Origin of the sequence: Streptomyces shaanxiensis (assembly GCF_039537145.1) — a bacterium.
Lineage (GTDB): Bacteria > Actinomycetota > Actinomycetes > Streptomycetales > Streptomycetaceae > Streptomyces > Streptomyces shaanxiensis.
Genome location: NZ_BAAAZY010000018.1, coordinates 15,059 through 32,075, shown reverse-complemented (window position 1 = coordinate 32,075; position 17,017 = coordinate 15,059). Strand labels below are relative to the sequence as shown.

Here is a 17,017-nt window from a genome sequence, read left to right as displayed (position 1 = left end):
CGCCGCCGAGCCCCCGGCGGAGGTCCCCCTCCGCCGCAACGCCGACTTCATCCGTCTGTGGGTGAGCGCCGGTGTCTCCCGGCTCGGTACGTCGCTGACCATGGCGGCGTTCCCGCTGCTCGTGCTGTGGCACACCGGGTCGGCCGCCGCGACGGGGCTGGTGACCTTCGCTGCGGCGCTGCCCGGCCTGCTCGTCCAGCTGCCCTCCGGTGCGCTGGTCGACCGGCTCGACCGCCGCAGGCTGATGATCGGCTGCGACGTGCTGGGCGTGCTGGTCGTCGGAAGTGTCGCCGCGGCCGAGCTGGCCGGGCGGTTCTGGCTGCCGCATCTGATGGCCGCCGCGTTCCTCCAGGCGTCCGTGACGATCGTCCACCAGCTGTCCGAACGGGCGACCGTCCGGCATGTGGTGAGCCCCGGTCAACTGTCCGCCGCGCTCGCCCAGAACGAGGCGCGCGGCGCGGCCATCGGCCTGCTCGGGCAGCCCGGCGGCAGCGCGCTGTTCACGCTCGCCCGCTGGCTGCCGTTCACCGCCAACGCGCTCGCCAACCTGGTCGCCCTCGTCCTGCTGCTGCTCATCAGACGGCGTTTCGCGGCCGAACCCGCGAGCGGGCCCCGGGAGCCGCTGCACGTCGAGGTCACCGCGGGCGTCCGCTGGCTGTGGCAACGGCGGTTCCTGCGCACGATGGTGGGGATCTTCGCCGGCAGCAACCTGGTCTTCCAGGTGCTGCTGCTGGCGGTGATGGTGATCGTCCACGGCGGCGGCCACTCGCCGGCCGTCGTCGGCGTGGTCGTCGGCGCGGGCGGCGTCGGCGGTGTCCTGGGCGCCCTGTGCGCGTCGTGGTGGCTGCGCCGGGCCAGCCTGTACCGGACGGTGGTGACCGGATTCGCCGTCTGGACCGTGCTCGTGCCGCTGTCGGTGCTGGCGCGCAGTCCCGTCGTCCTCGTCGGCACCCTGGCGGGCATCTCCTTCGTGGCGAGCCTGTTCAACGTCGCCGGCAGCATCTACCAGATGCGCGTCACCCCCGACGCACTTCAGGGCCGGGTCAACGGCGCCACCGGCGCCCTGTCCTCCGCCGCCAGCGCCCTCGGCGCCCTCGGCGGGGGATGGCTGCTGGACCGGGCCGGCCTCACCACCACGGGCATCGGAGTCGGCGCCGTCGTCCTGCTGCTGACCGTGGCAGCTGCCGTGAGTCCCGTCGCACGGGCGGAGGGGCGCGGACGCCTGGGCGACGGCGTAGCAGGCAAGTAGACGGCGCGTCAGGCGTTGTCGGCGCCTGTGTGGCGTCCGTGCAGTGCCCGTCCAGCGTCCACGCAGTGCCCATGAAGTGCCATGAAGTGCCTGTGCAGAAACGATATGGCCCGCATATAGACGCGGGCGGCAGCGTGTGGGTCGGGCCCGTACGCCCCCGCCCTGAGGCGCCCCTCGTCGTACGGGCTCCACTCTCGACCCCCGGCAGGCGGGAGCCCGCCCGGCGTTCCGGAAGGACAGTGATGACCGAGTCAGCGGACACGTGGTTCCGCCGCTACCGAGCGACCACCGCGCCCCGGCTGCGCCTGGTGTGCCTCCCGCACGCGGGCGGTTCGCCGACCGCCTACCGCACCTGGGCCCACCGCCTGCCCGAGGACGTCGAGTTGCTGGCCACCTGCTACCCGGGCCGGCAGGACCGGTTCGCCGAGCCCTTCGCCGACTCGATCGGGGAGCTCGCGGACGGCGTCGCGCAGGCCCTGGAGCCGCTGCTGGACACCCCGCTCGCCCTGTTCGGGCACAGCATGGGTGCCGCCGTCGCGCACGAGGTGACCCTGCGTCTGGACGCCCGTCACGGGGTGCGCCCGCTCAGGCTGTTCGTGTCCGGCGCCGACGCCCCGCACCGCCGCGAGCGCACCGACCTGCACACCCGGGACGACGCCGGCTTCATCGCGGAGATCCGGCAGTTGGGCTCGTCCTCCCTGGCGGAGATCGACGACCCCGCCCTCCTGGAGATGGTGCTGCCCGTCATCAGGGCCGACTACCGGCTGGTGGAGACCTACCGCCCGGACCCGGCCGCGAAGACCCGCTGCCCGGTGGTGGCCTACGTCGGCGACCAGGACGAGGACTGCGCGATCGAGGACGTCCGCGCCTGGTCGGAGACCACCACGGCCGGCTTCGAGATGCGGGTCTTCCCCGGCGACCACTTCTACCTGGAGCGGCGGGAACCCGAACTGCTCGCCCACCTGACCGGCCACCTCCGGGCCGACCTGCGCCTGCGCGCGGCCGTCGGCCGGGCGGCCGGGGCCGCCGCGGAGCACGGCGCGTGACCACCCACCGCAGCACAGAAAGGCCGTCCGAGCACATGCGCGACGAACGCGACGCCCTCGCGAGCCCCGACCACCTGGTGAGCCGCCTCGAACAACACGCACTCGAGACCCCGGACCACCCGGCCGTGGTCTTCGTCCGGCACCCCGACGGCCGGCCCGTCGAGGAGACCCTGACGTACCGCGCACTCGACCGCGAGGCCCGCAAGGTCGCCGCCTGGCTGCGCGGGCGGTGCATGGTCGGCGACCGGGTGCTGCTGCTGTACGGCACCGGGCTGGAGTTCGTGAAGGTGCTCATCGGCTGTATGTACGCCGGTGTGGTCGCCGTACCGTCCCCGATGCCGGGGCAGCAGCGCGGCCACGACACCCGGTCCGCCGGGATCGTGCGCGACGCCGACGTCCGCCTCGTGCTCACCACCTCCGGCGACCTGCCCTCCGTCAGCACCTTCCTGAAGGAGGCCGACGCCGAGGACGTACCCTGCGTCGCCACCGACACCCTCGACCTGGCCGAGGCGCCCGGCTGGCGGGTGCCGCCGCTGGACGACGCCACCCTCGTCATCCTCCAGTACACGTCCGGCTCGACCAGCGACCCCAAGGGTGTGATGGTCACCCACGGCTCGCTCACCCACAACGTCGGCGAGATGGCCCACGCCTTCGACCTCGACTCCGAGGCCCGCATGGGCAGTTGGCTGCCGCAGCACCACGACATGGGCCTCATGGGCAAGCTGCTGCTGCCCCTGCACCTGGGCGCGACCACCATCCTCATGGCGCCCATGGACTTCCTGCGCCGCCCGCACCTGTGGCTGAGGCTGCTCGACACCTACGACATCACCACCACCGTCGCCCCGAACTTCGCCTACGACCTGTGCGTCCGCCGCGTCACCGACGAACAGCTCGCCGGCGTGGACCTGTCCCGGCTGCGCAACGCGGGCAACGGCTCCGAACCCGTCAGCGCCCGCACCCTGCTGGCCTTCGCCGAACGCTTCGCCCCCGCCGGCTTCCGCCTCGACGCCTTCAACCCCTGTTACGGCATGGCCGAGACGACCCTCCTCGTCACCGGCACCCGCCCCGACCGCGCCCCGGCCCTCGCCACCGTCGACGCCGACGCCCTGGCCCGCAAGGAGATCCGCGCCCTGCCCGCAGACGCCGAGGGCGCCCGGCTGGTCAGCAGCGGCCGGGTCAACGACCTGACCGTGCGGATCGTCGACCCCGACACAGGGCGGACGCTGCCCGACGGCCGGATCGGCGAGATCTGGGTGCGCGGCGCCAGCGTCACCGACGGCTACTGGCGCAACCCTGAGGCCACCGAGCGGATCTTCCGCGCCCACACCGCCGAGGGCGACGGCCCCTACCTGCGCACCGGCGACACCGGAGCCCTCAGCGACGGCGAACTCTTCGTCACCGGCCGGGTCAAGGAGATGCTCGTCGTCAACGGCCGCAACCTCTACCCGCACGACCTGGAGCGCGAGGTCCAGGACCTGCACGAGGCGTTCCAGGGCCTCGTCGGCAGCGTCTGCGCGGTCCCCGCCGACGGCGAACGGGTCGTCGTCCTCCAGGAGATGCGCCCCCGCCGGTCCGCACCGGTCGACCTGCCCGAGCTGGCCCGCACCGTGCGCGGCGCGCTGGCCGAGCGCGCCGGCATCCGCGTCGGCGGCGTGGTGTTCCTGCGGCCCGGCCAGGTCCGCCGCACCACCAGTGGCAAGATCAGGCGCTCCCACATGCGGCAGATGTTCATGGACGACTCCCTCGCGGGCCTGTACGAGGACCTCGACGCCCCCGTCCGGCGCGCGTACCGGGAGACAGCGCAGACGGCCTCCGGACGGTCCGCGTGAGACACGCCCCCTACCTCGCCGCCGCCGACCTCGACCGGCGCCTGGGCGACCCCGCCGACGAGGGCCGGCTGTTCTCGTACGCCCGCTGCGGCGCGCTGGACGACCGGGAGGAGTTCCCGCTGGAGATCTGCCGGGAACTGGACCTGCTGGGTCTGCACCGCCAGTACGTGCCGTACGTCCACGGCGGTGAACTCCACTCGTACGAGCAGGTGTTGCAGCTGATGCGGGCGGTCGCCCGGCGCGATCTGACCGTCGCCGTCGCCCACGGCAAGACCTTCCTCGGCGCCGTCTCCGTCTGGGTCGGCGGCGACGCCCGCCAGGTCGGGGAGCTCGCGGCGCGGGTGGCCGACGGGGCCGTGGTGTCCTGGGGGCTGACCGAGCGGGACCACGGCAGCGATCTGCTCGCCGGTGAGGTGACCGCGCGCCGGGACGGCGGCCACTACCGGCTCGACGGCGAGAAGTGGCTGATCAACAACGCCAACCGGGGCCAGCTGATCTGCGTGCTGGCCCGCACCCGGGACACCGAGGGGCCGCGCGGCTTCAGCCTGCTGATGGTCGACAAGCAGCGCCTCGAACGGACCGTGTACCGGCCGCTGCCTCAGGTGCGGCTGCACGGCATCCGGGGCGCCGACATCAGCGGGGTCGCCTTCGCCGACGCCCGGATCCCCGAGTCCGCGCTGGTCGGTGCCGAGGGCGAGGGCAGCGAGATCGTCCTCAAGAGCCTCCAGTTGACCCGCACCCTGTGCGCCGCGCTGTCCCTGGGCGCCGCCGACCACGCCCTCGCGCTGGCCACCGGCTACGCCCTGGACCGGCACGCCTACGGCGACCGGCTCGTCGACCTGCCCCAGACGCGGCGACTGCTCGCGCAGTCGTACGCCGACGTGCTGCTCGCCGAGGCGACGACCCTGGTGGCCGGCCGTGCCCTGCACGCCCTCACCGGCGAGCTCGCCACCGTCTCCGCCGTCACCAAGTACTTCGTGCCGACCCTGGTCGACGGGGTGATCGCCCGGCTGTCCACCGTGCTCGGGGCACGCTCGCTGCTGGTGGGGGACACCTATGAGCACGGCCGGTTCCAGAAGCTCCAGCGCGACCACCGCATCGTCGGCATCTTCGACGGCAACACCGTGGTCAACCTGCACGCCCTGATCAACCACTTCCCGCTGCTGGCCCGGCAGTGGCGGCGCGGCAGGGTCGACGAGGCCGGGCTCAAGGCCGCCACGACGCTCACCGCCGACCTGCCCGACTTCGACCGCGACCGGCTGTCCCTGCTGCCCCGCACCGGCTGCAGCGTCGTCCAGGCGCTGGCGACGGGCGTACGGGAGCTGTCCGCGCTCGCGGGGCGGGGCGAGCTGCCCGCCGCGGTGGCACGTCGCGCCGAGGGCGTGCTGGCCGCCGCCGAAGGCCTCGCCGCCGAGCTCGACGGCTACCGGCCGAAGGCCGTCGACGTGCCCGCGTCCGCGTTCGCGCTGGCCGAGCGGTACGCCTGGTGCTTCGCCGCCTCGGCCGCCGTCCACCTCTGGCTGCGCAACCGGCACACCGTCGCCGAGACCGCGGCGGACGCCGGGCACACGGCCGAGCTGTGGCAGGACGGCCGCTGGTTGGAGGCCGCGCTCGCCCGGGTCCTCGACCACCTCGGCGCCGCCCGGCCCGACGCCGGCGACGACGTCCTGGAGCGCCTGGTGCCCACCCTCATCGCCCAGTACGAGTCCGGGCAGCTGCCCTCCCTCCTTTACCACCCGATGAAGGAGAGCGCGTGACCACAGCGCCCCACCCCGTCGCCGCCCCCGCCACCATGGCGCCACTGGAGGCCCTCCTCGGCGACCCCGGCGACCCGGACAACCCGCTCGGTTTCGCCGCCCTCATCGCCGCCGACGAACGCGGCGACCTCCTGGCCACCGGCGAACGCGCCCTCGACGCCTACGGGCTCGGCGCGGAGTTCGTCCCCGCCGACCTCGGCGGCCGGCTGACCCGCGCCGACGAACTGGCCCGCGTGCTGCGGCCGTTGTTCCGCCGCGACATCGCCCTCGGCCTCGGGCACGGCGCCAGCAACCTGGTCGGCTCGGTGAACGTCTGGGCCGCCGGACGCCCGGACCAGCGCCGGTGGCTGGCCGACGTCCTGCTGCGCAACGGCCGTATCGCCGCCGCGTACACCGACATGTCGACCGGCAACGACGTGACCCGCACCGGCTTCCGGGCCGAGGTGCGCGGCGCCGAGCTCGTCCTGAACGGCCGCAAGGAGATCATCAACAACATCGCGCGCGCCGAGGCGGTGACCGTCCTGGCCCGCACCAGCGACGCGCCCGGCAGCCGCAGCCACTCCCTGGTGCTCATGGACCCCGCCACGGCACCCCGCGACCGGCTGCGCCACCTGCCCCGCTACCGCACCAGCGGCGTCCGCGCCATGTACCTGGGCGGGCTGGAGTTCCGCGACTGCCCGCTGCCCCTCGACACCGTCGCCGGCGGCCTGGGGGAGGCGATGGAGACGGTCCTGCGCGCCTTCCAGGTGACCCGGGCCGTACTGCCCGGAGCGGCCGTGGGCACCCTCGACCAGCAGCTGCGCACCGTCCTGGACTTCGCCACCGAGCGGCGCCTGTACCGCCGTACCGTCACCGAACTCCCGCACGCCCGCGCGGTGCTGACCGGCGCCTTCCTGGACCTGCTCGCCGCCGACTGCCTTGCCACCACCGTGTGCCGGGCGCTGCATGTACTGCCCGAGCAGACCAGTGTGTACGCGGCCGCCGTGAAGTTCCTGGTGCCGCTGCTGATGCGGGACGCGGTGGACGCCCTGGCGGTGGTGCTGGGGGCGCGCTCGTTCCTGCGCGAAGGCCCGCACGCGGTGTTCCAGAAACACCTGCGCGATCTGCCGGTGGCCTCGCTGGTGCACGCCGGCGGCACCGTCTGCCTGGCGACGATCATCCCCCAGCTGCCCCGGCTGGCCCGCCGCGCCTGGCTGTCCGACGACGCCCCGGCCCCCGCCGGACTGTTCCACCTGGACGGGCCACTGCCCGACCTGGACCTCCGTCGCCTGGCCATCACGGCCGGCCGCCAGGACCCGCTGATGGCGACTCTGGTCACCGCCGAGGCCGAGCTGCGCGCCGAGCCCGTCCTCGGGCCCCTGCTGGGGCGGTTCACCGACGAGCTGCGCGAACTCAGGCGCCAGTGCGGCGAGTTGGCTCCCCGCGACCGCACACCGCTGGCCGGACCCGTCAGCTTCGAGCTCGCCGAGCGGTACGCCGTGCTGCTCGCGGCGGCCGCCTGTGTCGGCGTCTGGCGGCACAACGACCACCCCGGCGCCTTCCTGCGCGACCCCGGCTGGCTCACCGGCGCACTCGGCCGACTGGCCGCCCGCCTGGGACTCGCGCCGGTACCGGGCGCGGAAGCGGCGCACGAGGAGATCTTCCGCGAGCTGACGCACCGTCACCAGAGGCGTGACGGCTTCGATCTCGTCGGCCGCCGACTGGCGTGACAGCAAGGCAGAAGAGGGCAGGAGGAGGAACTGTGGCGGTATTCGTCCGGGCGGACAAGGACGGCCCGGTGGCGACCATCAGGGTCGTGCGCCCCAAGGTCAGCGGAGTGGACCCGGCCGTGCCGGGGGAGATGACCGCGGCCGCCGAGGAGGTGGGCCGCGACGACGCCGTACGGGCCGTGATCCTGCGCGGCAGCAAGCGGGTCTTCGCCTCCGGCGCCGACCTGCACGGCATGGCCGGCCGGCCGCCGGCCGAGGTCCGAGCCCACACCGAGCGACTCCAGGCCGGGTTCAGCGCCATGGCCGCCATCCCCAAGCCGGTCGTGGCCGCGATCAGCGGTTACGCCCTCGGCGGCGGCCTGGAACTCGCCCTGTGCGCCGACTACCGCATCGCCGGGCGCGGTGCCCGGCTCGGCCTGCCCGAGATCCGGCTCGGCCTGATCCCCGGCACCGGCGGCACCCAGCGACTGCCCCGCCTGGTGGGGCCCGGCCACGCCAAGAAGCTCATCTTCGGCGGGCGGCCGTTGACCGCCCAACAAGCCCTGGAGATCGGCTTGGTGGACGAGGTCGTCGCCGACGAGGACGTCGACCACGCCGCCCGCAGCCTCGCCGAGGAGTTCGCCCAGGGGCCCACCGCGGCCCTGGCCGCCGCCAAACGGGCCGTGGACGAGGGCTTCGGAACGCCGCTGGAGACCGGGATGGGCGTCGAGTGCCGGGAGTTCACGGGGCTGTTCGCCACCGAGGACCACCGCATCGGCATCGACGCCTTCCTCGGCGGCGCGATCCCCACCTTCACCGGCCGGTGAACGGGACACCGAGCCGGGCGATATGGCTGCCGTATAGATCATCTCGGCAGCGTGGGAAGAGGCGAGCCCAGCGGTGACGAGCGCGTTCCTCAGAGCCCGTGCCACATCCCCGACCGCCGGCGGCGCCGACAGAAAGACAACGATGCCGACTCACCATCAGCTCTCGCACGCGCAGCAGGCCCTGTGGTTCCTCCACGAGCTGGCCCCCGCGAGCAGCGCCTACCACACCGGGGTCGCCCTCGCCGTGCGCAGCGCGCTCGACCCGGCCGTCCTGGCCGAGGCCGTCGCCGCGACCGTCCGCCGGCACCCCATGGCCGACTCCGCGTTCGCCCGGCACGAGGGGCGGCCCGTACGGCTCTCCCCGGCGCCCGTGCCCCCGCGCCTGGAGGTGCGCGAGGTACCGGGGCTCGACGACACGGAGCTGCACCGGGCCGTCCGCGACGCCCTCAACGAGCCGTTCGCGCTGGACACCGAGGGCGCCTTCCGGTTCGTCCTGCTGCGCCGTACGCCCGCGGATGCCGTCCTCCTCGTCGCCGGTCACCACATCGGCACCGACGCCACCTCCAACTGGCTGCTCCTGCGCGACGTGATCCACGCCCACGGTCGACTCACGGCCGACGGCGAGGCGGGCCTCGCCCCGGTCCCCGGTGACTACGACGCCTACGTCGCCAAGGAGGCGGCGCTGCTGGCCTCGCCGCGTGGCGAACGGCTCGCCGCCCAGTGGCACGCCCGCTGTGACGGCGCCGGCCCCGCCGAGCTCCCCACCGACCGGCCCCGCCCCGCGCAGCGCACCGGCGTCGGCGCGACCCACACCATCGACCTCGACGCGCCCCTGGTGGCCCGCCTGAGGGAGGCCGCGCGCACGTCCGGCGTCACCCTCTTCTCTTATCTGCTGGGCACCTTCCAGGGCCTGCTGCACCGCTACACCCGGCAGAACGACTTCCTCGTCGGCTGCCCGACCACCACCCGCACGACCCCGGCCCTGCGCGAGGTCGTCGGCAACTTCATCAACACCCTCGTCTTCCGCGCCGAGTTCGGCCCCACGACCACGTTCCGCGACGCGGCCGTGGCCGCCGACCAGCAGGTCCGCGCGGGCATCGCGGGCGTGGGCTACCCCTTCTCGCTGCTCACCCGCACCGCGAACCGGCCGCGCAGCAGCTCGGGTGCCTCCCTGTGCCAGATCACCTTCAACATGATCGGCACCGCGTCCCCGGACCCGCTGATGCGGCTGCTCCTGGACAGCGAGAGCGGCGGCGACGCCATCGAGTACGCCGGACTGGTGCTGGCGCCGTCCCCGCTGCCGCAGGCCGAGGGCCAGCTGGACCTCTCCGTGAACATCCGGCAGAGCGCCGAGACGCTGTCGGTCGACTTCCGCTACGACGTCGACCTCTTCGACCCGGCCACCGTGGCGCGCTTCGCCGACCTGTTCGTCCGCGCGGCCGACCAGTCCGCCGCCGACCCGGACGCTCCCGTCGCCCGCCTCCAGCTGATGGACGCCGCGGAACTGGCCCGTCTGATGGGCTTCGACGACACGGACGACATGGACGACACGGACGGCTTCGAGGACGCCGACGAGTACGAAGAGGTGTCCCGGAGTGCCTGACAACACCCACAGCGCGCTGATCACCCACCGCACCCTGCGCGCCGGCGGCCGCGGCTTCCAGGTCGCCGAGGCGGGCGAGGGCCCCCTCGTCCTGCTGCTGCACGGGTTCCCCGAGCTGTCGTACTCGTGGCGGCACCAGCTCACCGGGCTCGCCGCGGCCGGTTTCCACGCCGTCGCCCCGGACCTGCGCGGCTACGGCGGCAGCGACCGCCCCGACGACACCGCCGCCTACACGATCCACCATCTGGTCGGCGACGTCGTCGCCCTCCTCGACGCGCTCGGCGCCGGGCGCGCCGTGGTGGTCGGTCACGACTGGGGTTCCCAACTGGCCTGGCACACCGCCCTGATGCGCCCGGACCGGGTGCGCGGCGTGGCGGGCCTGAGCATCCCCTACCGCCCGCGCAGCGGCCTGCCCCCGCTGCCCGCCCTGCGCCGTGCCTTCGGCGACCGCCACTACATGCTCCACTTCCAGACCCCCGGCGTCGCGGACGAGGAGCTGGTCCGGGACCTGCCCGCCACGTTCCGCCGCATGCTGGGCGGCACCTCCGGCGGGGCCCCCGCCGTCGACCCGGTGGTCCCGGAGGGCGGCGACCTGCTCGACATCTACCCGGACACCGGCGCCCTGCCCGACTGGCTGACCGAGGACGACATCGCCGTCTACGCCCGGGAGTTCGGCCGCACCGGCTTCACCGGCGGCCTGAACTGGTACCGCAACCTCACCGCCAACTGGGAGCTGACCGCCCCCCTCGCCAAGGCTCCGATCCCGGTGCCCGCGCTGTACCTGGCCGGCGCGGACGACTTCGTGATCCGCGCCCTCGACCCCGCGCACCTGGAGGCCGAACTCCGGCGCTGGGTGCCGTATCTGAGCGATCTGATCCTGCTGCCGGGCTGCGGCCACTGGGTGCAGCAGGAGCGGCCGACCGCCGTGACCGAGGCGCTGGCCGCCTTCTGCCGATCCCTCGAACCGTCCGACTCTTCGACGACCTCTTCCACGACCTTGGAGCACCGATGACCACCGCACAGCAGCCCTCCGCCACCACCGCCGACCACCAGGCCGTCGTCGACTGGCTGGTCGAGAAGGTGGCCTTCTACCTCGACGTCCCGACGAGCGGCATCGCGCCCGACGGCAAGCTCGTCGAGTACGGCCTCGACTCGGTGTACGCACTGGCCCTGGTCGGCGACATCGAGGACGAGTACGAGATCGAGGTGGAGCCCACGCTGGCCTGGGACCACCCGACGATCGAGTCCATCGCCGGACTGGTGCGGGAACTGGTCGCCGCCTCGCGCGCCGACGGCTGACCGGACGGAGCAGACGCAGGAAGGAGTACGGCCATGCGCGCCGCGATCACCCGTGACGGAGCCCTCGTCGTCGAGGAGGTGCCCGACCCCGTACCGCAGGCAGGACAGGTGCTGGTACGCACCCTGGCCTGCGGGATCTGCGGGTCGGACCTGCATGCGCTCGACGACCCGGATGCGTTCATGGACATCATGCGCCGCACGGGTGGCACCCCGCACGACATCCGCGACGGCATCGTGCTGGGCCATGAGTTCGCGGCCGAGGTCGTGGACTACGGGCCCGGCACCGTGCGCGCGCTGCCGGTCGGCACGACCGTGTGCGGCCCGCCGATCGGGTTCGGTCCGCAGGGTTCCGGGATCATCGGCTACACCCCGGCGTTCCCGGGCGGCTTCGGCGAGTACATGCTCCTGCCGGAGGCGTTCACCATGGCGGTGCCGGGCGGACTCCCCGCCGAGGTCGCGGCACTGACGGAACCCTTCTCCGTCGCGGCCCGCGCGGTCCGGCGCTCGGGCATGACCTCGGGCGACGTGGCGGTCGTCCTGGGCCTCGGCCCCATCGGCCTCGGCGTCGTCGCCGTACTGAAGGCGCAGGGGCACGGGCCCGTCGTCGCCGTCGACTTCTCGGCCGAGCGGCGGGCGCTCGCCGAGCGGTTGGGCGCGGACGTGCTGATCGACCCCGCGGTGGAGTCGCCGTACGACCGCTGGAGTTCGCTCGGTGTGGTCACCGGGACGATGGACCGGATGGCCGCCGAGTACCGGGGGCTGAAGGTGCGCGACGCCGTGCTGTTCGAGTGCGTGGGTGCGCCCGGCATGCTCGACCAGGTGGTGCGGGGCGCGCCGGCCGGCTCGACCGTCGTCGTGGTCGGTGTGTGTCTGCGGCCCGACACCGTCGACCCCGGGGTGGTGGCGCACAAGGAACTGGACATCCGGGGCTCGTTCGGCGGCAGCCCGGCCGAGTACCGGCAGACGCTGCGGGACATCGCCGACGGCCGGATCGACGCGGGCGTCGTCATCACCGGCCGCACCGGACTCGACGGGCTCGCCGATGCCGTCGCCGAGCTGACCGGGGGAGGCCGGCACGCCAAGATCACGGTGGATCCGCGGCTGGTCGGCACCTGACCGCATTCCGCTCACGGCACAGCGCGGGCCGCACCGGGACACTCTCGGTGCGGCCCGCGCTTTTGGGCGCTTCCGCGAGTTCCTCGCGAGGGGGCGCGGGTGCCCCGGGTTCCCGGGCAGTGCGTAAAGAGCGAGCAATATGTTTCTATGGAATTGACTCATGACTCTTAGTTAGTTCAATACCCAACTCCCGTGTCGTGTGACCTGCAGTTTCATGTAGCATGTTTACCGGTGCAACGCCCTGCACATGGAATGCACTCGGGGGTAAAATCTATGGATTCGATGAAATTTCGCATCCTGGGGCCAATAGATGTCCTATTGAATGGGGACGCAATACAACTCGGCGGGACCAAGCCGAAGACCGTACTCGCAGCGCTCCTCATGGCCGACGGTCAGGTTGTCACCGACTCCAGGCTGGGATATCTGCTCTGGCGGGACCGGCCGCCGAAAACCTGTGATGCGCAGATATACACCTACATTTCACGTTTGAGAAAGTCCCTGGACGGCCAGGTTTCAATAACGCGCCAAGGTCATGGTTATGCAATGTCCGTCGGTGATGCGTGGTGCGACTGGAAAGATTTCACGCGCCTGTCGCGCATGGGGCGCGACGCTCTGACGGAACGTCGTTTCCGGCTCGCCGCGAAGTATCTCAGCGATGCACTCTCCCTGTTCCGGGGAAATGCGCTCACGGACGGCACGGAACACCTTCTCACTGAGGAGTCTCCAGGTTTCGAAGAGGCCCGGATGACCGCTCTGGAGGGCCGTATCGAGGCGTTTCTCGCGCTCGGCAGACACACCGATCTGGTGCCGGAACTGCTCAAGATGGTCACCAGACACCCGTTCCACGAGCGGGTGCGGGCCCAGCTGATGCTCGTCCTGCACCGCTGTGGCCGGCAGTCCGAGGCCATCGCCGTCTATCACGAAGGGCGCCAGATGCTCGCCGAGGAGCTCGGTGTGGACCCCAGTCAGGTCCTCACCGACGTCTATCAGGGCATCCTCACCGGCCGTCCCGAACTCCAGCCCGCGGTGTGAGCCCGCCCGCCCGCGAGGGCCGCGACCGCCCGACCGTGACCGCCGCGCCCCTTCGCTCAGGGCCTCAACTCCCGCAGCCGCGCACACAGATCGCCGCACCCGCCAGCCAGGCCGCGGCGACGGCGTACGGAGTCTCCCGCAGCAGGACCGACACCCCGCACAGAGCCGCGACGACCAAGCAGAGCCGCAACCCGGACAGCCGCCGCCGGCGCGCCTCACGCGCGGTGAGCACCTCGTCGACGATCTCCTCGACGATCTCCGCCACCCGGTCGTCGATCAGGTCGCCGTACCGGTCGACGAACCTGGTCAACTCCGCATGGGAGGCGGGTCCGGCCGGGGCGTCGCTCCGGTGCGGGGTGCCTTCGGCCGCGGGTGCGACGTGCTCGGCACCGGCCCGTGCGGTTCGCGTGTGGCCCTCGCGGGCAGCGGTCACGGTCCGCGTGCCGCCCTCAACTGCCGTCTGCTGCTTCGTCATACGCACCACTCTGGCCGACCGGGGGCGGCCCTGTCGGTCATGCGCACCCACGAGCCGGGGGTGGGTTATCCCTACCCCCGACTCGTCGGTTGTCCTCGTGTCGGCGCGGGCCGCCGCCTCGCTACCGTCCCGGTGTCATCAGCAAACGTCACTGGAGGAGGGCCGCATGGTTCTGGCCGACACCCACGACGCCGGCCACCGGTCGGAACCGGACGACCCCATGGTCACCGGCGAGCAACCGGTGGCACGGCCGCCGGACCCCGCCCTGCCACCGAACCCCTACCGGGCTCTGGTGTCGCCGTACCTGTGGCGCGCGAGCGCCCATCTGGCCACCGACGCGGTGATGGGCCTGGCCGGCTTCGCCGTGCTGGTCGCACTCGGCACCGCGGTCTGCCTGGTGCCGGCCGGACTGGTCGGCGTACCGCTGGTGATCCTCGCGGGCTGGGCGCTGCATCTGCTCGGCGCCGCCGAACGCCAACGCTGGGCCGCCATCTGCGAGTTGGACGTACCACCCCAGCCGCGCCCCACCCTGTCCGGACCGCTGCTCGCCTCGGCGGCGGCGCTCGCCAGGAGCCGGTCGAGCCGGCGCCTGGTGGCCTACTTCGGGGTGCTGGCCCCCTGGTCGCTGGTGACCCTGCTCGGCATCGTGCTGGTGTGGGGAGCCCCGCTCGCCCTCGTCCTGCTGCCCACCTACTACTCCCAACTGCCCTCCGGGGCCGCCTCGTTGGGTCTGATCACGGTCGGCGACCTCGGCACCGCGCTGCTGGTCTCCGCGGTGACGCTGCTGCTGTGGGCCACCGTCGCCCCGCTGCTGGTGCGCGGTCTGCTCGCCGCCGACGTGCTGCTCGCCCGCACCCTGCTGGCGCTGCCCCGTGACGTCACGCTGGCCCAGCGGGTGGAGTACCTGACGGAGAGCAGGGCCCGGGTGGTCGACGCCGCCGAGGCGGAGCGCCGGCGCATCGAACGCGACCTGCACGACGGCGCCCAACAGCGCCTGGTCGCCATGGCGATGACGCTCGGGCGGGCCCGCTCCCGGCTGAAGGACTCCGGCCAGGACGCGGTGCTGGAGCTGGTGGACGAAGCCCGGGCCAGCGCCCAGGAGGCCATCACCGAACTGCGCAACCTCACCCGCGGACTGCACCCGCCCGTCCTCACCGACCGGGGCCTGGACGCCGCCCTGTCCGCCGTGGCGGCCCGGGTGCCGATCCCGGTCGACGTCGACGTCGAGGTGAGCCCGCGGCCGTCGACGACCGTGGAGGGCATCGCCTACTTCGTCGTCACCGAGGCCCTCACCAACGTCGCCAAGCACGCCCAGGCCAAGAAGGCCTGGGTGCGGATCCGGCGCTCCGGGGACCGGCTGGCCGTCACGATCGGCGACGACGGCGTCGGCGGCGCCGAGGCCTCGCCGGGCGGCGGGCTCGCGGGCCTGGCCGACCGGGTCTCCGGCGTCGACGGCCGACTGCGCGTCACCAGCCCGCCCGGTGGACCGACCCTGATCGAAGTGGACATGCAATGCGCGTAGTGATCGCCGAGGACTCCGCCCTGTTGCGGCAGGGCATCGTCCTGCTCCTGCGGGACGCCGGCATCGACGTCGTGGACGCCGTCGGTGACGGGGACGCCCTGCTGCGCTCCGTCGCCGAGCACCGGCCCGACGTCTGTGTCGTCGACGTACGGATGCCGCCGACCTTCGTCGACGAGGGCCTGCGCGCCGCCCTCGTCATCCGCAGCAGCTGGCCGGAGACCGGCGTACTGGTGCTGTCCCAGTACGTCGAGCAGAGCTACGCCGTCGACCTCATCGACAGCGCCACCAGCGGCGTCGGGTATCTGCTGAAGGACCGGGTCTCCGACGCCGACGAGTTCGTCGACGCCCTTCAGCGCGTCCGGGCCGGCGACACCGTGCTGGACCCCGACGTGGTCAAGCAGATGCTCGCGCGCAGCCGCAGACAGGACCCCATGGCCACCCTCTCGCCCCGGGAGCGCGACGTGCTGGCCGCGATGGCGGAGGGCCGGTCCAACGCGGGCATCGCCGCCAAGCTGTTCATCGGCTCCGCCGCCGTCGAGAAGCACATCCGCAGCATCTTCGTGAAGTTCGGCCTGCATCCGGAAGAGGGCGAACACCGCCGAGTGCTCGCCGTTCTACGTTACTTGGGAGCTTGAAAGACATGGCAACGCGCAAGAACCGCTGGATCCTGGCCGTCGGCCTGGTCGTCCTCGTCGTGGTCGCCGGCACCGGCGCCTGGCTGGTCACCAACGCCCTTCCCGCCCACAAGAAGTACTCCTCCACACACACCGCGAACGCCGCCCCCGACTCCCTGCTGCGCGTCGACACCCACGGCGGCGTCACCCTGCACGCCGGCCACGACTCCAAGGTCCAGGTCACGGCGACCGGCGACTACGCCGACAACCCGCCCAAGGTGTCGGTGAGTTCCTCGGGGAAGACGACCACGGTCACCGGCTCCTGCGGCGACGACTGCTCGCTGAACCTGGACATCACCCTGCCCGCCGCCCTCGCGGCCGAGATCAGCTCGGGCGACGGCCAGATCACCGGCAGCGACCTGACCGGACGCCTGGCCCTGACCACCGAGGCCGGCGCCATCGACCTCACCGGCCCCAAGGGCCCGCTCGTGCTGCACACCACCAGCGGCCAGGTCGACGTGAAGGACGCCGGCCCCACCGCCTTCCAGGCCAAGACCGAACAGGGCGAGGTCCGCGCCACCTTCGCGACCGCCCCCACCACCGTCGACGTCACCACCGACCAGGGCAACGTCGACCTCACCCTGCCGCCCCACGCCGGTTACTACATCCAGGCACAGAGCGAGAGCGGCACCCCGCACATCACCCTGCCCGTGGACCGCGACGCCAAGCACACGGTGACGGTACGGACGGACGAGGGTGGCGTGGAGATCCACTGACCCTGGGCCGCTTGTCGGCGGGGCGACGGGGCGGCGGTGTGGCGGGGCGGCGGGCTGCGGAAGACGAGTGCGAGCGTTCCTCAGCACTCGATGATGTTGACCGCCAGCCCGCCCCGAGCCGTCTCCTTGTACTTCACGTACATGTGGACGGCTGTTGATCATGTGGTTGACCTGCAGTTTTGGC

Annotated in this window: 15 protein-coding genes; 14 read left to right on the top strand and 1 reads right to left on the bottom strand. The window is 72.7% G+C overall.

Translation table 11 applies throughout. From position 1 onward, the window contains the following. From ABD932_RS30335 to ABD932_RS30285, 11 genes are all read left to right on the top strand, one after another. A partial coding sequence (locus ABD932_RS30335; protein ID WP_345017454.1) for an MFS transporter occupies positions 1–1,249 on the top strand: 1,249 nt, incomplete at its 5' end. 242 nt (positions 1,250–1,491) lie between these two features. Then, on the top strand, positions 1,492–2,295 hold the full coding sequence (locus ABD932_RS30330; protein ID WP_345017452.1) for a thioesterase II family protein: 804 nt from the start codon (positions 1,492–1,494) through the stop codon (positions 2,293–2,295). Further along, positions 2,292–4,124 (top strand): fatty acyl-AMP ligase, encoded by a 1,833-nt coding sequence (locus ABD932_RS30325; protein WP_345017450.1) that lies wholly within the window; start codon positions 2,292–2,294, stop codon positions 4,122–4,124. Before ABD932_RS30330 ends, ABD932_RS30325 begins: the two co-directional genes overlap by 4 nt. Beyond that, on the top strand, positions 4,121–5,881 hold the full coding sequence (locus ABD932_RS30320; RefSeq protein WP_345017448.1) for an acyl-CoA dehydrogenase family protein: 1,761 nt from the start codon (positions 4,121–4,123) through the stop codon (positions 5,879–5,881). The genes ABD932_RS30325 and ABD932_RS30320 overlap by 4 nt, the downstream gene beginning before the upstream one ends. Next, complete coding sequence (locus ABD932_RS30315) at positions 5,878–7,590, top strand: acyl-CoA dehydrogenase family protein (protein WP_345017446.1); 1,713 nt, start codon at positions 5,878–5,880, stop codon at positions 7,588–7,590. Before ABD932_RS30320 ends, ABD932_RS30315 begins: the two co-directional genes overlap by 4 nt. Before the next feature lie 32 nt (positions 7,591–7,622). After that, positions 7,623–8,396: an enoyl-CoA hydratase/isomerase family protein gene (locus ABD932_RS30310; protein WP_345017444.1), complete on the top strand. Its 774-nt coding sequence runs from the start codon at positions 7,623–7,625 to the stop codon at positions 8,394–8,396. 142 nt (positions 8,397–8,538) lie between these two features. After that, on the top strand, positions 8,539–9,999 hold the full coding sequence (locus tag ABD932_RS30305) for a condensation domain-containing protein (RefSeq protein ID WP_345017442.1): 1,461 nt from the start codon (positions 8,539–8,541) through the stop codon (positions 9,997–9,999). Further along, positions 9,992–11,011 carry an alpha/beta fold hydrolase gene (locus ABD932_RS30300; protein ID WP_345017440.1) on the top strand — a complete coding sequence of 340 codons (1,020 nt, stop codon included), beginning with the start codon at positions 9,992–9,994 and terminating at the stop codon, positions 11,009–11,011. Before ABD932_RS30305 ends, ABD932_RS30300 begins: the two co-directional genes overlap by 8 nt. After that, entirely contained in the window at positions 11,008–11,298 is a 291-nt protein-coding gene (locus tag ABD932_RS30295; RefSeq protein ID WP_345017438.1) for an acyl carrier protein, read from the top strand. Before ABD932_RS30300 ends, ABD932_RS30295 begins: the two co-directional genes overlap by 4 nt. Before the next feature lie 33 nt (positions 11,299–11,331). Further along, entirely contained in the window at positions 11,332–12,414 is a 1,083-nt protein-coding gene (locus ABD932_RS30290) for a zinc-binding dehydrogenase (protein ID WP_345017436.1), read from the top strand. 273 nt (positions 12,415–12,687) lie between these two features. Next, positions 12,688–13,446 carry an AfsR/SARP family transcriptional regulator gene (locus ABD932_RS30285; protein ID WP_345017434.1) on the top strand — a complete coding sequence of 253 codons (759 nt, stop codon included), beginning with the start codon at positions 12,688–12,690 and terminating at the stop codon, positions 13,444–13,446. Positions 13,447–13,510: 64 nt separating this feature from the next. Here the strand turns inward: ABD932_RS30285 and ABD932_RS30280 are convergent, their stop codons facing one another. Continuing rightward, positions 13,511–13,921 carry a hypothetical protein gene (locus ABD932_RS30280; RefSeq protein ID WP_345017432.1) on the bottom strand — a complete coding sequence of 137 codons (411 nt, stop codon included), beginning with the start codon at positions 13,919–13,921 and terminating at the stop codon, positions 13,511–13,513. Between the two features lie 166 nt (positions 13,922–14,087). On the opposite strand from ABD932_RS30280, the gene ABD932_RS30275 reads away from it, so the two are divergent. Genes ABD932_RS30275 through ABD932_RS30265 form a run of 3 tightly spaced genes read left to right on the top strand, consistent with a single transcriptional unit; the run spans position 14,088 to position 16,833 of the window. Then, positions 14,088–15,443 carry a sensor histidine kinase gene (locus tag ABD932_RS30275; RefSeq protein WP_345017430.1) on the top strand — a complete coding sequence of 452 codons (1,356 nt, stop codon included), beginning with the start codon at positions 14,088–14,090 and terminating at the stop codon, positions 15,441–15,443. Then, entirely contained in the window at positions 15,434–16,078 is a 645-nt protein-coding gene (locus tag ABD932_RS30270; protein ID WP_345017428.1) for a response regulator transcription factor, read from the top strand. Before ABD932_RS30275 ends, ABD932_RS30270 begins: the two co-directional genes overlap by 10 nt. 5 nt (positions 16,079–16,083) lie before the next feature. Continuing rightward, complete coding sequence (locus ABD932_RS30265) at positions 16,084–16,833, top strand: DUF4097 family beta strand repeat-containing protein (RefSeq protein ID WP_345017426.1); 750 nt, start codon at positions 16,084–16,086, stop codon at positions 16,831–16,833. Positions 16,834–17,017: the final 184 nt, after the last annotated feature.

What these genes read in the sequence shown, in the direction of transcription:
- ABD932_RS30285 (WP_345017434.1), top strand. Translation starts at nt 12,688, where the DNA reads ATGGATTCGATGAAATTTCGCATCCTGGGGCCAATAGATGTCCTATTG.
- ABD932_RS30270 (WP_345017428.1), top strand. Translation starts at nt 15,434, where the DNA reads ATGCGCGTAGTGATCGCCGAGGACTCCGCCCTGTTGCGGCAGGGCATC.
- ABD932_RS30265 (WP_345017426.1), top strand. Translation starts at nt 16,084, where the DNA reads ATGGCAACGCGCAAGAACCGCTGGATCCTGGCCGTCGGCCTGGTCGTC.
- ABD932_RS30290 (WP_345017436.1), top strand. Translation starts at nt 11,332, where the DNA reads ATGCGCGCCGCGATCACCCGTGACGGAGCCCTCGTCGTCGAGGAGGTG.
- ABD932_RS30330 (WP_345017452.1), top strand. Translation starts at nt 1,492, where the DNA reads ATGACCGAGTCAGCGGACACGTGGTTCCGCCGCTACCGAGCGACCACC.
- ABD932_RS30305 (WP_345017442.1), top strand. Translation starts at nt 8,539, where the DNA reads ATGCCGACTCACCATCAGCTCTCGCACGCGCAGCAGGCCCTGTGGTTC.
- ABD932_RS30280 (WP_345017432.1), bottom strand. Translation starts at nt 13,921, where the DNA reads ATGACGAAGCAGCAGACGGCAGTTGAGGGCGGCACGCGGACCGTGACC.
- ABD932_RS30295 (WP_345017438.1), top strand. Translation starts at nt 11,008, where the DNA reads ATGACCACCGCACAGCAGCCCTCCGCCACCACCGCCGACCACCAGGCC.
- ABD932_RS30275 (WP_345017430.1), top strand. Translation starts at nt 14,088, where the DNA reads ATGGTTCTGGCCGACACCCACGACGCCGGCCACCGGTCGGAACCGGAC.